Source organism: Myroides odoratimimus (assembly GCF_038039805.1).
Classification (GTDB): domain Bacteria; phylum Bacteroidota; class Bacteroidia; order Flavobacteriales; family Flavobacteriaceae; genus Flavobacterium; species Flavobacterium odoratimimum_B.
On record NZ_JBBPHK010000001.1, the window covers coordinates 66857 to 81755 of the forward strand.

Below are 14899 nucleotides of genomic sequence, written 5' to 3' on the forward strand. Positions count from 1 at the left end.
TATCATATACTATACAAAGATAGACCTGTATAAATAGATTAAAAAGATACTTTTTCTTAATGATTTAGTACAATATTCAAATATTTAACATATAGTATCCTTTCTGATATTATTTGTTTTGTTACATATCTATCCTCTTATTGATACTACAAAAAAAAGAGCCAAAACACTGTCTTAGCTCTCTTTAACTACGGTAAAGTATATAAAAATCTCAACAAGAAAAGTCTTCTTCATTGAGCTAGTTTGTTTCTAAATGTAGATATCCTGTTTTCTTAATCATACTAGATCCTCTATCATCTTTATACTCATAAGAGACAATATAGAAATAGGTACCTGTCGGTAATAGTTCATTCTTCCTTACTGTTACCCTACCATCTGAGTAACCTCTAAATGCATTACCACTACTGTTATAATTAGCAGTCTCATACACCTTAACTCCCCAACGATTAAATATTTCGACACGATTATTTGGATATCGCTGAATATTATCTATTCTGAAGAAATCATTATCTCCATCACCATTCGCACTGACGAAGTTATAGATCACTACATCTCCCTTCAGCATTTTATCAGTTTTCACTGTACCTAGTGTAAAGAAACCGTACTTCTCTAATGTAGTAGGCGTAGTCACAGTCTTATTCTCAATGTCTACTATACCCCCTTCATCTACCCATAGCTGTTCTACAGCATCCCATCTGAGGATATGCAGATTATCTAAAGCTTGTTCATAAATCTCTTTAGGTGTAGTACGCTCATCCCAAGTCAAGGTAAGAACGATGGGACTCGCTGTAGTCTGTGCACGCTCTATTAGCCAATATTCTCTTGTATTAATCTTATCTACAACACCAGAACCTGCTTGTCTGACTTTAAAGAATTGTTTATCGTCTAAACTATACCTGCCTACAAAAATATCTTTCTGATGCTTAGGAGCCGAGATAGTAGCTTGTCTATAGAATCCTTTATCCCCTTTTGGATAGGTAAAATCTTCATTTCCTTCTTTTTCTACTTCTCCTTCGATATGAGAGATATCACTGACGTGAAGAACATTAGATTTATTTAAGAACGTAAAAGCACCCTGAAGAGAATCCACCTTTGCGATACCTTGAGTAAATTCTACTGCACCTGCAATACTCACAGAAGTCTTGATATCAAAGGCCCTATCGCGTACAGGATTATTTAAAATCAAATTATTGAAATGAGTTTCTGTCTGTCCTTCTATGGTTTGTTTAGCAGTTCCGATAAGAAATGTACTACCTTGAGGAGTATTGCCTTTATAATCAAACATTTTACCATTATTAACAAGGTCATGATGTAAGTAAAGCTCCCCGTTATTTCTAAAATCACCTTCTCCTTGATTCTCTAACGTATAATACACAGAGACCATAGAACCCGGTTTGATATAAAACATACCCTTATTCACTGCTTGACTATAAATTATAGTCGGCAGCATCACTGTACACAGTAGTAATCTCAAATATATCTTCATCCCTTCTATAGTTAGTATTAGTCTTTCACTACGAATATGATATTCATAATCGTACAGTCTGTTGCTGCAGCCTTTACATCATAAGTCATCACTCCTTCTTTAGATATTGACTTTATCGTAAAGACATCTTTATCATAACTCGTCACATAATAGTATAAGTCTGTCGGCTTCTCAAAATAAGGAATACCTGTAGTAGGAGCTCCTTCGCTGACAAAGTGATTACTATTCTGCAAAGAGAATTGCTTTTTGTATTCTTCAAATAAATTGATTTTTACACCTGTGCGGTCTTCTGAGGTATCGAATAAAATAGAAGGCATATAGAAAAACTTTACTGCCTTATAATCTTTGGTTACCATCTGTTGCCACTTATTTCCGTCATTGTAATAAAACCCTACAAGCACGTCATTTTGCGCTTTAGTGTTGTACACAGTCATTCCAGCTACGTGGGCACTCATTGGAGCAGACTTGTCAGTTGATGTAAGCTCTACACGTGGCAACAATAGCCCCTTGTTTGTAGACTCTACCTCAAACATTGCATCTGCATTTATATCAGGTGATGTACCAATCTTAGTTTGTGCAAAACTTAGAGCGCTGAATAGCACAGCAAGCATTGCGAAATATAATTGCTTCATCATTTCTCTTTAAGTAATTGAAAAAAAAGTGCGAGTCTCAATACAAGACTCGCACAGTGTGGTGTGAGTTGTTTGATTATTGTTTGTTTGCTTGTCTATATTTTACATAACTATTCTGTAAACTCTACGATTACATTATAGTCACCTTCTCCAATCATGATGTACTGGTTACCTGATCCGATATTGAAGTTAAGTTTGCCTCCTTTTACCTCAATGTCAGTAGTAGCTGTAGTCTTCAGCATCTCTCCTTGTAATACTTGGATACTTACTACTGACCCTACTGTAGCGCCTGAAGGAATACTTACTCCTGATGTTTTAGCTGAGTTAACTTTAGCGATATTAGTAGTCCCTATGAACTTATAAACCTTCTTATTATTAATCGTATTCCCTGTAAAGATTACTTTACTATTAGCAACATCGATATGATCACCTAAGATATTCTTGATCTTATCCACATTATTAGTAATATAATTCGTGATAAAGTCAAAGCTGATTTCTTTCTTCGTTCCATTATCTTCTATCGTATAGAATACTTCTTCTTTATCGTCTGCTACCTTTCCGTAATACACATTACCTCCTTTATTAATAAACTTAGAGATTAGATCCCCTACTTTATAAGTAACATCACCTTCTTTTACCTCTTGGTTTAGAATATCACTAAAGTTGTTTACGATATCACCTACTACATTTACTTCTGTACCTCCTGTAGTACCTCCTGTAATATCAGCAACAGTCTTACCTGCATTGTTTGCCAAGAATGCTTTTACAGCTTCTTCATTGAAATATTTATATCCTACAGTCTTACCATTTTTCACTACTGGTACTACTACTGTAGTCGTCTCTGTATCTGCTACTAAATCTTTAAGGTTAATGGTCTCATACTTGCCATTATTATAGAATTGGAACTCCCAATTAGCATTCGTACCATCCCCAGTATTCTTATAGATTACGTTACCATCTACCTTCGTAGAGATATTCTTGATTAACTCTTCTATAGTATAGTACTCGCTAGTACTTCCTTCTTTTAGCACAGTCGTTTTACTATTAAAGAAGTTAGATACATTAGAAGCGATTTCTCCTACTACATCTATTACTACTACACCTTCTGCATCATTAGGTACATCGTTCTCAGTCTTCCCTTCATTTCCTTTCTGAGCTAACCAATTCTGAATAGTTGTCTCTGAGAAGAAAAGGAATTTCTTTGTTTTGTTATCACCAGAAGCTTCTAATATGCGGAAGAAGGTCTTAGTCTCTTCTTTTAATACTAGATCTTCGAAGTCTACATTCGCTGTCTCATATTTATTACTAACTGTGTTATAAACCACATACTTAAACTCATTCTTCACTGGGTCAAACACAATAGTAGAATGCCCTTCTTTATCAGCATCTTTATTGTCAGGATTAGTCGGTACGATATAGTTAATTACATTCTGAATATTCTTTACGTCTCCTTCTAATTTAGTTACATTATTATGTAATCCATTGATCACAGTAGTTAGCTCCGTTTTGCTTACTATTCTATTCCACTGTCCTCCATTCTCTAATGTCCAGTAATAGAATCCTTTTAATATCTCTTTAGAAATATCCTCATTAAGGTTATAAATCAATAAACTCTCTACTTGTGTTCCATCTATCGGTGCAAAAACTTTTAAGTCTGACAAACTTACACGTGGAATCAATACCCCTCTGTGATTAGAAAGAATTTCAAGTTCAGCTGATGTTTCAGGTTCTGGAGTACCAATACCTACCTGTGCTGATGCTGTATAAAAAGTTCCTAAGAAAGCGGCTAAAATGATAATTTTCTTCATGATTATAAACTCTATTTAATATCTGTATTGTTTTGTTATTTTGTCTTTTTACTTGGTAACATAGGGTTAGAGAATATTCCTTCTCTAAATCCTCTTAGAAAAGCCAGATCATAGATTACAGATGTACTACATCCTGTCAAATTAGTTATGGTTAATCTCACTTTACCTTTTTTATTATGCCAGTTCTCTCCATTGACTTTGGCATCTTTAGGAAAGGTTATCGTCAGCGCTCCTGTTCCTGGCTTGATGATAAATACTCCTCCCTGCTGTCTAATAATCGGTTTGTCGTTAGCATCAAACAATACATTGCCTTTGCTATCTCGTTCTACAATAGTTTTTCTTATCTCTACTTCTGGATTATCCACAGTAGCGAAAGGAAACGCCTTCCACTCATTCTCTATATCTAATAAATATTCCCAGTCATATCGCTGTATATCTCCTATCACTACAGGGCTAAGCTGTAATGGCTGTCCCCCTTTAATATTTACTTGATCTACTACCGTAGTCTGCTTTCCTTTGCTATCCTTAGCGATTACACGTTCTACAGAAGGCAGACTATTTATTTTAATCTTAATTGGCGTTCTAGAGCCTATCGTACATCCATTTCTAACAGCCTGTACATATACTGTAAACTCATCTCCTACCTTATAATGCTTAGACAAGTCTATCGTAAACATATCATCCAAAGCAGGTAGTCTAGTCATTCCTTTCTCTGAAGTGTACACTTCATAACTAGTACAATGGCTATTCTGTGGTTGTATCCTCAACGGTTCTCCTTCACATAACTGAAGAACTTGTTCTAGTTCATAACCGTACTGATCTGTCTCTATCTCCATACCGACTTCTACTCTAGGAACTAGATCAACGTTATAGATATGAGTAAAATCTCCTAATACTCCTACAACTGAACCATACGATATCTTCACTCTATCAAAAGGTTCTGTAGAAGGCGCTACTATAATTCTGTATCTATCTCTACCTCCTATCCCTAATAATCTCAAGCGAAGTGCTCCATTAGATTCTGTAAGTGGTTCTCCTACTTTCTTATCACCTAAATAGCGTTGAATCTTAAAGCCTTTGACTAATTCTAAACTCAATACTCCTGGGTTCTTATTCTCTGCTGTAATATGCAACTCATCCCCTGGTAGGGCAGTTTGTTTAAACACTACGGTTAGGCTTGCCATATTCGCTACTGCTACCCCTCTTGCTATTATTGCATAACTATTAGGATCATCATCAACAGCATTCCAAGGGAGACTAACAGATGCTGTGGCACTTAATGCTCCTAGTCCCACATCTTCTACTCCATGGAGTACATCTAACACATTGGGATTAATATTAGGTAGTACAGCTGCACAACTTGGATTCTCCACTTGCTTAGTCACATAAGCCCCATAAACCTTAGCATTCTGAGCTACACCTACTGTAGATCCTAAGACTACTTGTACTCCTCTATATTTCTGTGGTCCTTTCTTATTCGATGGTACGAATGTATATTCCAACACATTGTCTGCTGCTAACAGATCTACTAATCCTCCATCTACACCTTGTAACGTTCCTATTTTCTTTCCATTAGCATCAAGGCCTACTACTGTAACACCACCCAATGCAACTAAGCCACTATATTCTTTACCGAGCTTCACTGTCACAGGTGTTCCTGCTGCTTGATCTTCTTTGAAGTAAATATTCTGCCATGTAGTCCCTAATCCTAATAGTCCTAATCCTACTGTTATAGTAGAATATGTGTCTGGTCGTCCATCAATAGCATTACCTTTATTAGATACTCCTCCTGTCAGAGCAGAATACCACGCTGTATAGTCCGTTGCCCAATATCGTTCATAAGTTGGAGGACAATCTTCATTATTAAATACATTGACTTGAATATTCTTGATATCCGAACATCCATTAGCATTCTCAGCAACTACAGTATAGTTATAAACTCCTGCTTGGTTAAAGACCTTAGGACTCGTCCTATCAATAATTTCTTCTCCATTCACTCCATACCAAGTAATCATATCACTAGCACGATCTGTTATCATAACTGGCAGTACAAAAGAATCTCCTACATTCAATGTATAGCTTAAAGCATCAGAGGTATTCTTCAATTTTAACTTAGGAATAGGATTAACATTAATCTTTACCTTAGCGGACTCTTCTGAACTAACACCGTTAATAACATAAACGACACTATATTCTCCTGGCTCTGTTACTCTAATACTCTCTGTAGGTAATAGTTCTTCGATTACTCTATCTTCTAGATCACCTCCTACTTCGCGTACCTTAAATAAATTACCGTCTTTAAACCAGCGGTAAGATTCTACAGTACCTATAGTAGTCAATGGCTTTTTAGCAGTCAATATTGCCTCGTCTCCTTCACATATTACACTCACATCTGATGAAATAGAAGGCTGAGGATGTGGCTTACCTACAATGCTAGTATGTGCTATAGAACGAATCTTCGTAGGATCTACATACGGCAGTTTTAGGTTACTTACATCTAGATAAGCTTCATTAGATAACACTCCTAAACCTGGGTAGCCAATCACTGTTCCGTTAATAATGACTCTAGAAGAAGAGTGAGCATCTAAACTCACTTTCCAATTCTCAATACTCTTTGCACTATATATACTAGGAATATTAGAAGGAGGTGTCAATGTGTTTTTATTATTACCTCTATTATCAAAAAAGATCTCGTCTACTCTAAAGAATTCTTTTATCGTTGATAAATAATCGTTTAGTTTGAAGTCTTTATACAAATCAGATGAGTGGTTAGACATCTCTAATGTGTAACTTAACTTATCTCCTTTTTTTGCTTCTAGTAAGTTGACAGATTTATTAATCATTAACCCTTCTGGAGTTGTGACATTTAAATCTTTAATCTCGTGAATATTAACCGCCATCCCTGTTGAAGCTGCAAAACCAATCTTCAATGTTTCGTAAGGTAACTCATCGTATTTATAGTCTAATATTTCTACGAATCGACCACTATACACAGGCTGTATACGTACTTTGATATGAAACTTCTTTTTAAGAGCGTAAGTCCCATCAGGCTTCTTCTTACTTCTATCTTCTTCTAAGATAGGTTTCATCTCGATCTGCACTCTCCTATAAAAACTATAGTCATCTGGCCTAGAATAAGTAAATCCATAATCTATCGTTTTACCTCCTGGTTCTTTTACATGTGTTAGATATCTAGCAGTCTTATTTAGGTCATTTATAACCTTTCCTCTTAAGACAACACTCTGAGCAAAAGAACCTCTTGTATTAGGTCTTCCTACAGCTCCACTAGTAAAGTTTCCATATTCATCAAGTCCAACGGCAATATAACCACCTGTAACACCATAAGTATTATCACCTGGTCCATATCCTAATGACCCGCCATAACTACCTAGTCTAAACTTCCCTTTAGGTATACTTCCATCGTATAGAAATACAGAGATACCATCAGCTCCACCACTAATCTTTCCATCTTTCTTACGCCATGCTTTATATTCAAAGTCAATCAATACTCCTCTATCTGAAGGAAAACTCTCTTCTATAATAGCATACCCCTTTTGATTCATTCCATCAGAAGTAAGTCTTAACCACCCAGTACCATAATCATCTAGCCCTTGTGAAGCCGTTAGTATAGCATTATCCCCTAATACTACTTTACTATTCACTGATCTATGAGTAAAACTTTCTTGTATAGTAAACTGTGCATATAAAGGAGATAACTGTCCTACTAAAACACATAGTACAAACGCTAAAACATATCTATATTTACTTATCAAAACTTTCATAACAAACACATTTACAATACTATAAAAAAACAACCTCTAACTTATTTTAGACAAAGATCCCTCTGCTCATATCATGTGAGATATCAGACATTTAGAAAATAGAAGTCTACACCAAATACAAGGTGTTTAAAATCCCATTAAACTTTTTAGTGATCTACAACTAAGAAACAGTTGCTACTTTTATGATACTCTTACTCTTTTTCCTTTATTACTCTTTTTATTTGAGAACATACACTCAAAATCATTATTCAATTCGAAGACTTAAGACATCTAAACAAGTAATGATTAACTCTTCATTATAACTAAAAACAAATATTAGGCCATGTTTGTTTTTTTACTAAAAAAAATCACCTATTGTGATATATTAATTTCTCAAGAACTCACTAACTAATTGTATTAATGCTTATTACATACTGTGAAAAAACCAACTATTTTTGTGCAAATTTACTCAAAACAATTCATCATCCTAACACATACTACAACACAATGAAGAATATAATTCCTTAAAATGAAGTGAAAAAATACTATTTTTTGATAAAATATGATTTTATAACTAAATAATAAGAAAGTGAACAAGGTATCATTATCCATAAGCGGTTTTTGATACAAAATTACAACACCTAATCTTCACATAATGTGACTGTTAAAGTTATATCAAAGAAAGGAAAGTTATAAAATCAAGGCTTTCTAATCTTTATTTACTATTTTTAAAATAAAATTATTAACCATGAATCAAGACCATAATAAACCTTTTATAACTGAATCTATTCAAGACAAAGTAGCTACTATATCATTCTATAGCCCAGCTAGTAACTCTTTTCCTAGTTCGCAATTAGAAAAATTAACTAGTATAATTACTAAACTTAGTGATCACCCACATATTAATACAATAATTCTAAAAAGTGAAGGAACAGGCGCATTCTGTGCAGGAGCTTCTTTTGACGAACTACTTTCTATTAAAGATACTGCTACAGGTCAAGCCTTTTTCTCTGGCTTTGCAAATGTCATTAATGCAATGCGCAAAAGTCCGAAGATATTTATTGGTCGTATCCACGGCAAAACTGTAGGAGGAGGAGTAGGACTAGCTGCTGCATGTGATTATTGTTTTGCTACAACGAATGCATCTATTAAATTATCAGAACTAGCTATAGGTATTGGACCTTTTGTAATAGAACCAGCTGTATCTCGTAAAATAGGTAAAACGGCCTTCACAGAAATGTCTCTTGCAGCTCACGAATGGAAAACGGCTACTTGGGCACAGAATCACGGATTGTATAGCGAGGTATATGATACTGTAGACAGACTCGACTTAGAAGTAGAGACCTTTGCTACGAAGATAAGTTCATATAACCCAGAAGCTCTATGCGAAATGAAGAAAATATTCTGGGAAGGAACAGACCATTGGACAGAACTATTACATCAACGTGCTGAAATATCAGGTAGACTAGTATTATCAGAATTTACAATAAATGCGCTTAACCAATTTAAAGCAAAATAATATATACCCCTTCTAAGCTCGCATACTCAGAAGGGGTATTTTATTACACATATCTTACAACTATTATTAAAAAACATAAAACAACAAAGACATATTTAGTCAAACTAAACAGTATAAAAAATATTTACACAGAATAAGCATCTATTTAATATTAATGTTAACTTAAATTAACTCATTGTGGTATATTTGCTAAAAAATATAAAACTATGAAATCACTAAAGTACTTACTACCAATACTTTTAATCTCCTTTAAAGCCCTTGCATCAGAGCCACTAAAGGTATCAGACTATAGAGATAGTGGTAGGTATAGCACCTCACATTATGAAGGTGGCTTTCTAAGTCATTTAAATATTTCGGCAGGAGTTTCTACATTAGGATTCACTCTAGAGGCATCTACTCCGATTAATTCAAGTTTAAAACTAAGAGCTGGATTAGATTACTTTAAATTCAATTCTAAAAAGTATGATGTAGATTTTGATGATCAAGATGGATACTTGTATGAGGCCTTTGGTTACACCCCTACTTATGAGATGCATGGTAGCCTTAAAGCTATTCACGGACACGCACTAGTAGATTATTATCCTTTCAAAAAAGGAATATTTCATCTTACAGCAGGTTTCTACTTAGGTAGTACTAAACTGAAAGCGAATGGACTATTAACAGATGGTAATGGTACCCCTGCTGAACTTAAACCAGGTTATGAATGGCCTACAATAGACTTCGATGGTAACGAACTAGCAGTAATAGATGGTAAGATAGACGCAGAACTAACATTAGGTCAGGTGATCAAGCCATACGTTGGTATCGGATTAGGACGGGCTGTTTCTAAAAGACGTATAGGTGTTAAGTTTGAACTAGGTGTATTATATCAAGGAGATTATACATTAAAACAAAATGGTAGAACAGTTGCTTCTACGAGTGACCTAAATGCCTCAGTAGAGGATGCAGATAAAGTGACCAAATGGCTAAAACTATGGCCTATGGTAAACTTTCAACTTAATTACCGCATATTCTAAAACATTATGAAATTAAAGTATATATCAACCATCCTTATATCGTGCTTATTCATCTACTCTACAAACTCTTACGCACAAGAAGAACCAACTATGGAGAGTACAGCAGTGAATACTGTAGAAGAAGTAAGTCAAGAGAAAACAACAGATGAACAACAACCTAAGGAAGACAAAAAGAAGAAAAAGAAGTCAGGACCTCCTACCTTACCTCCCAACAATTCAACAGCTTACTTATTACATATAGGTGAAGACGAATTCGTGAGAGATAATATAGCGAAGCACTACTCTGACCAACGCTTTTATGAATGGACATTAAGTGCAGGAGTATCTACGATGGGGCTAACACTAGAGGCATTAACTCCTATCAACAACTATCTAAAACTTAGAGGAGGTATAGACCTGTTCTTCTATAATTCTAAGCATTATGAAGTTGGTATTGATGACCCTAATAACATAGGGCAATATCTAGAAAAAGGTAAACCTAACTTAAGAATTAAAGGTAAAAATCACATGATACATGCTCACACCTTAGTTGACTTTTATCCTGTACCTGATGGTCTATTCTTCCTTTCAGGGGGTTTCTACTTTGGGCAAAACAAAACAGCGTTAGACGGATATTTAATTGACATCTTTGGTGATAGAGCAGAATTAAAAAAACAATATGCCGAATGGCCTGATTTAGACTTTCAAGGGAACCAAATCAAGTTAAATGAAGGAAATATGGAAGCTGATGTTACACTTGGTAGTATTATCAAACCTTATCTAGGGATAGGAATAGGAAGAGTGGTAACGAATAAAAAACTAGGTTTCTCATTTGAACTAGGGATGATGTACCAAGGGGACTATGAACTAAAACAGGATGGAAGCAAAGTACTCTTCGATCTTGATAACGACTTTGAATACAACGAAAAAGGAGAGAAATGGTTAAATCGAATTAAATGGTGGCCTAAAGTATCCTTCCAAGTTAGATATCGATTGTTCTAAACAAGGTCATCTCTTTAAGGATAAAGAGAAAAGGCTACGCTAAATATAGGGGGTCAACTATATTTTTGTGTACCTTTGCCAAAATTTTTAGTTATGCCTAAGATTAGAATTACAAAACAATTCACATTTGAAACAGGACATGCCTTATATGGTTATGATGGTAAATGTCGTAACGTACACGGTCATAGTTATAAGCTAGCTGTTACAGTTATTGGTACTCCGATAGAGGATACTAGTAATGTGAAGTATGGTATGGTTATAGATTTTGGAGACTTAAAAAAAATAGTGAAAGGAGATATCGTAGATGTATTCGATCACGCTACTGTTTTCAATAAAAATACCCCTCATATAGAATTAGCAAAAGAACTAGAAGAGCGCGGACACCACGTTATTCTTGTCGATTATCAACCAACTAGCGAAAACATGGTTATTGACTTCGCTCAGAAGATAAAAAGCAAATTACCTAAAGGGATAGAACTATACTCATTAAGATTACAAGAGACAGAATCATCATACGCTGAATGGCATCAATCAGATAATTTATAGGACTTGAGTTTTACAATTAATACAGATAAGAGTATATACTTTGCTTCTGATCAACACTTCGGAGCACCCACTCGAGAGAAAAGCCTTCCTAGGGAAGAATTATTCTTACAGTGGCTACGCGAGAAAGAAGATGATATGGGCGCCTTATTCATACTAGGAGATTTATTTGACTTCTGGTTTGAGTACAAGACTGTAGTACCTAAAGGTTTTGTAAGAATACTTGGTAAATTGGCTGAAATCAAAGATAGAGGCATTCCTGTTTTCTTCTTTGTAGGAAACCACGACTTATGGATGGATGATTACTTCCAAACAGAACTAGGAATACCAGTATATCACGAGCCTAAAGTCTTTGACATTAATGGTAAGAAGTTCTTTATCGGACATGGAGATGGACTAGGCCCTGGAGATATGGGATATAAGAGAATGAAAAAAGTCTTTACCAATCCTTTCTCTAAATGGCTGTTCAGATGGTTACATCCAGACATCGGCGTTAGACTTGGCTCTTACCTATCAGTTAAGAATAAACTGATATCAGGAGATGAAGACATTAAATTCTTAGGAGAAGATAATGAATGGTTAATCCTATATGCTAAACGCAAATTAGAAACCACTCATTACGACTACTTCGTTTTTGGGCACCGTCATTTACCCATGATTATTGATTTAAATGATCAGTCTAAGTATATTAACTTAGGGGATTGGATTAACTACTTCACCTATGGTAAGTACGATACTAGTCTACATTTAATAGAATATAAAAAAGAGCTTGCAGAAGCTAAACAATAACAAAAAACGCATACTGATCAGTATGCGTTTTTTCTATTTCTTATTCTAGAAAGGCTTTTCTAATATCCACTCACAGTGCGTAAAATAATTCCAACCTACAGCTCCTAAGTCCACTTTAGGATCTACGAATTGACTTAAGTCACGTTGATTGATGGACACGTAACTTTCAGCATATACTGCTACGTCCTCTCCTTTTGCTTCATATTCTTTTTTGATATATTGTGCCATCTGCCAGATCATATCTGGAGAAGATAGGCGAGCCATCTGTTTATTTGTTAATACATCCTCTATATCGTAATACTTTCTATCCCCTGTCTTTTTATTCTCTACGATATAATTCGTATAACCACCCCTCGATCTAAGCATCATACGCCAGCTAAGACGATGTCCTTCATCTGTCCACAATACATCACCCTTAATAAAATAATGTCTCAAAGGAAGTACTAATTGTACAAACATAAATACCAATAAGAAATATTTCACTTGAGGAGAGAAATGTCTTGCTACTACTTGTTCCTCTTTTAAAGTATCCTCATCTAAAGAAGTTTTCTTCTTAAAGAACCAACTTCTCACTTGCTCTGGTTCATAGAAGAACACAGCAAAACTCAAAGCAAAATAAGGAAATATACCGATATGTAAGGTTATAGAATTAAACAAGTGAAATACCAATGAGGCTATAACGGCTAAAGTACGTGTGCGTTTATACAACAATAAGAACACTACTAACCCATCAAATATAATCCCTAAATAAGCAATAGAGACATAGAACCAATCCTGTGTAAATACCTGTTTAAATACCTCAGGAATATTAGCTCCTTGATACATCAACTTTGTAAACGTACCATCTAACCAATCAGGATAGAACTTAGCTACCGTACCATAAATATAAAGCATAAATACCTGAAAGATAAATAGCCAAGAGATGTAATAAGGCATGGAGTATTCTTCTGCTACTCTATTACTTTTTACATCAAGAGAGGCATATCGATTAGCAGGTACGAAGCACATATACACACAGATCACTAATAGCATATAGTAGTGATTATTATAAGATGTCTTCTGTATAAAATAAGCACCTGCCCATAATATCGTTAATAGTGGCATAGTCCACTTATATCGGTATCCCAGCATGACAGCCACTGACACACAACCCATCACAAAAAAATAGGCATACATCTGAGGCCCTACTAGCAATTGTAGAAACTCCATATAGATATGAGAAAATGTAATCTTTACATCTACTAGATTATCTCTTACCCAACCTGTAGCAATCGCACCGAATGACTCACAAGCGAACAAGAAACCAAAGAATATACGAAAGATAATTAACGGAGAATTATCTATCTGACGGTACAGTTTTTCCTTCATAACGACTGAAGAACTCTCGAGTCACGCGTTCGTCATCTTTTAACTTTGCGACTAACTCATCAAGTCCACTAAATTTTAATTCATCTCTTATTCTGTCTAAGATACGAACTTTTAACTTTTGGTCGTATAAATCACCATCCCAATCTAAATAATTTACTTCTATCGTATAAGGGTGGTCTGCAAAGGTAGGATTAATACCTACACTCATCATTCCCATTACTTTCACTCCATTTAACTCAGATTCTACCACATAAACGCCGTTCTCAGGAATCAATTTATAATCTTCGTCCACAACGATATTCGCTGTTGGGAAACCTAGCTTACGACCTAATTTCTTACCGTGTACTACTGTACCAGAGAAATAATACTCATACCCTAAGAACTCATTCGCCAGCATCATATTGCCTTCTTCTTCTAGAGCTACGCGTATCTTAGTAGAACTAATAGACACGTGATCTATCTCTTGAGCAGAGATTTCTTCTACTTCAAAGCCATATTTCTCACCGAATGCTTTTAAATCATGAATATCAGCCGTTCTATTCTTTCCGAAGCGATGGTCATAACCAATGATAATTTTAGAGATATTAAATTTATCTACTAATACCTGTTTCACAAACTCTTCTGCTGATAACTGAGCAAACTCTAAGTCAAACTTTTGAATGACTAGATTATCTAATCCTAAGCCTTTTAAAAGCTCTTTCTTCTCTTCTATAGTATTCAGTAATCGAATACTGTTATCCTGCTTTAAAACCATGCGAGGATGAGGAAAGAAGGTCAACACCAAACTCTCGCCACCATTAGCTTTAGCAGAATCAACAAGCTTTTTGATAATCATCTGATGCCCTACGTGTACGCCATCAAAAGTACCTAATGTAGCAACTACTTTTTTATCGCAATTAAAATCAGCTATAGAAGAAAATGTTTTCAATTTTTAAAGTTTATATCAGTTACATTACTATTTTTGTCCCCCTTTATCCGTCAATGGATGGGTAGATA

Annotated in this window: 11 protein-coding genes; 5 read left to right on the forward strand and 6 right to left on the reverse strand. The window is 35.1% G+C overall.

What is annotated here, in order from left to right:
• Positions 1 to 238 precede the first annotated feature (238 nt).
• The 4 genes from AABL85_RS00310 to AABL85_RS00325 all read right to left on the reverse strand — a co-directional run bounded on the left by AABL85_RS00310 (position 239) and on the right by AABL85_RS00325 (position 7708).
• Positions 239 to 1486 carry a gliding motility-associated C-terminal domain-containing protein gene (locus tag AABL85_RS00310; RefSeq protein WP_341308795.1) on the reverse strand — a complete coding sequence of 416 codons (1248 nt, stop codon included), beginning with the start codon at positions 1484 to 1486 and terminating at the stop codon, positions 239 to 241.
• A 17-nt stretch (positions 1487 to 1503) separates the two neighbouring features.
• Positions 1504 to 2121: a hypothetical protein gene (locus AABL85_RS00315; RefSeq protein ID WP_286414676.1), complete on the reverse strand. Its 618-nt coding sequence runs from the start codon at positions 2119 to 2121 to the stop codon at positions 1504 to 1506.
• A gap of 107 nt (positions 2122 to 2228) precedes the next feature.
• Positions 2229 to 3926, reverse strand: coding sequence for a hypothetical protein (locus AABL85_RS00320; RefSeq protein WP_341308796.1), 1698 nt, complete (start codon positions 3924 to 3926; stop codon positions 2229 to 2231).
• 35 nt (positions 3927 to 3961) lie between these two features.
• Positions 3962 to 7708: a lectin-like domain-containing protein gene (locus AABL85_RS00325; RefSeq protein WP_341308797.1), complete on the reverse strand. Its 3747-nt coding sequence runs from the start codon at positions 7706 to 7708 to the stop codon at positions 3962 to 3964.
• Positions 7709 to 8435: 727 nt separating this feature from the next.
• Here AABL85_RS00325 and AABL85_RS00330 point away from each other — a divergent pair.
• The 5 genes from AABL85_RS00330 (at position 8436) to AABL85_RS00350 (ending at position 12535) form a co-directional block, all read left to right on the forward strand.
• The gene (locus AABL85_RS00330; protein ID WP_286414680.1) at positions 8436 to 9206 is read left to right on the forward strand and encodes an enoyl-CoA hydratase/isomerase family protein; all 771 of its coding nucleotides are present in this window, start codon (positions 8436 to 8438) and stop codon (positions 9204 to 9206) included.
• Positions 9207 to 9412: 206 nt separating this feature from the next.
• Positions 9413 to 10222 (forward strand): hypothetical protein, encoded by an 810-nt coding sequence (locus AABL85_RS00335; protein WP_286414681.1) that lies wholly within the window; start codon positions 9413 to 9415, stop codon positions 10220 to 10222.
• 6 nt (positions 10223 to 10228) lie between these two features.
• Positions 10229 to 11203 (forward strand): hypothetical protein, encoded by a 975-nt coding sequence (locus AABL85_RS00340; RefSeq protein ID WP_341308798.1) that lies wholly within the window; start codon positions 10229 to 10231, stop codon positions 11201 to 11203.
• Positions 11204 to 11296: 93 nt separating this feature from the next.
• Positions 11297 to 11749 (forward strand): 6-pyruvoyl trahydropterin synthase family protein, encoded by a 453-nt coding sequence (locus tag AABL85_RS00345; RefSeq protein WP_286414685.1) that lies wholly within the window; start codon positions 11297 to 11299, stop codon positions 11747 to 11749.
• 3 nt (positions 11750 to 11752) lie between these two features.
• On the forward strand, positions 11753 to 12535 hold the full coding sequence (locus AABL85_RS00350) for a UDP-2,3-diacylglucosamine diphosphatase (protein ID WP_041888502.1): 783 nt from the start codon (positions 11753 to 11755) through the stop codon (positions 12533 to 12535).
• Positions 12536 to 12580: 45 nt separating this feature from the next.
• On the opposite strand, the gene AABL85_RS00355 is transcribed toward AABL85_RS00350, so the two are convergent.
• Both AABL85_RS00355 and AABL85_RS00360 read right to left on the reverse strand, forming a co-directional pair.
• Positions 12581 to 13903: an HTTM domain-containing protein gene (locus AABL85_RS00355; RefSeq protein ID WP_341308799.1), complete on the reverse strand. Its 1323-nt coding sequence runs from the start codon at positions 13901 to 13903 to the stop codon at positions 12581 to 12583.
• A complete protein-coding gene (locus AABL85_RS00360) occupies positions 13872 to 14831 on the reverse strand; it encodes a bifunctional riboflavin kinase/FAD synthetase (protein WP_341308800.1) in 960 nt (319 codons plus the stop codon). The genes AABL85_RS00355 and AABL85_RS00360 overlap by 32 nt, the downstream gene beginning before the upstream one ends.
• Between the last annotated feature and the right edge of the window lie 68 nt (positions 14832 to 14899).

Coding starts and splice junctions, on each gene's coding strand:
- AABL85_RS00310 (WP_341308795.1), bottom strand. CDS start 1,486: ATGAAGATATATTTGAGATTACTACTGTGTACAGTGATGCTGCCGACT.
- AABL85_RS00315 (WP_286414676.1), bottom strand. CDS start 2,121: ATGATGAAGCAATTATATTTCGCAATGCTTGCTGTGCTATTCAGCGCT.
- AABL85_RS00320 (WP_341308796.1), bottom strand. CDS start 3,926: ATGAAGAAAATTATCATTTTAGCCGCTTTCTTAGGAACTTTTTATACA.
- AABL85_RS00325 (WP_341308797.1), bottom strand. CDS start 7,708: ATGAAAGTTTTGATAAGTAAATATAGATATGTTTTAGCGTTTGTACTA.
- AABL85_RS00330 (WP_286414680.1), top strand. CDS start 8,436: ATGAATCAAGACCATAATAAACCTTTTATAACTGAATCTATTCAAGAC.
- AABL85_RS00335 (WP_286414681.1), top strand. CDS start 9,413: ATGAAATCACTAAAGTACTTACTACCAATACTTTTAATCTCCTTTAAA.
- AABL85_RS00340 (WP_341308798.1), top strand. CDS start 10,229: ATGAAATTAAAGTATATATCAACCATCCTTATATCGTGCTTATTCATC.
- AABL85_RS00345 (WP_286414685.1), top strand. CDS start 11,297: ATGCCTAAGATTAGAATTACAAAACAATTCACATTTGAAACAGGACAT.
- AABL85_RS00355 (WP_341308799.1), bottom strand. CDS start 13,903: ATGAAGGAAAAACTGTACCGTCAGATAGATAATTCTCCGTTAATTATC.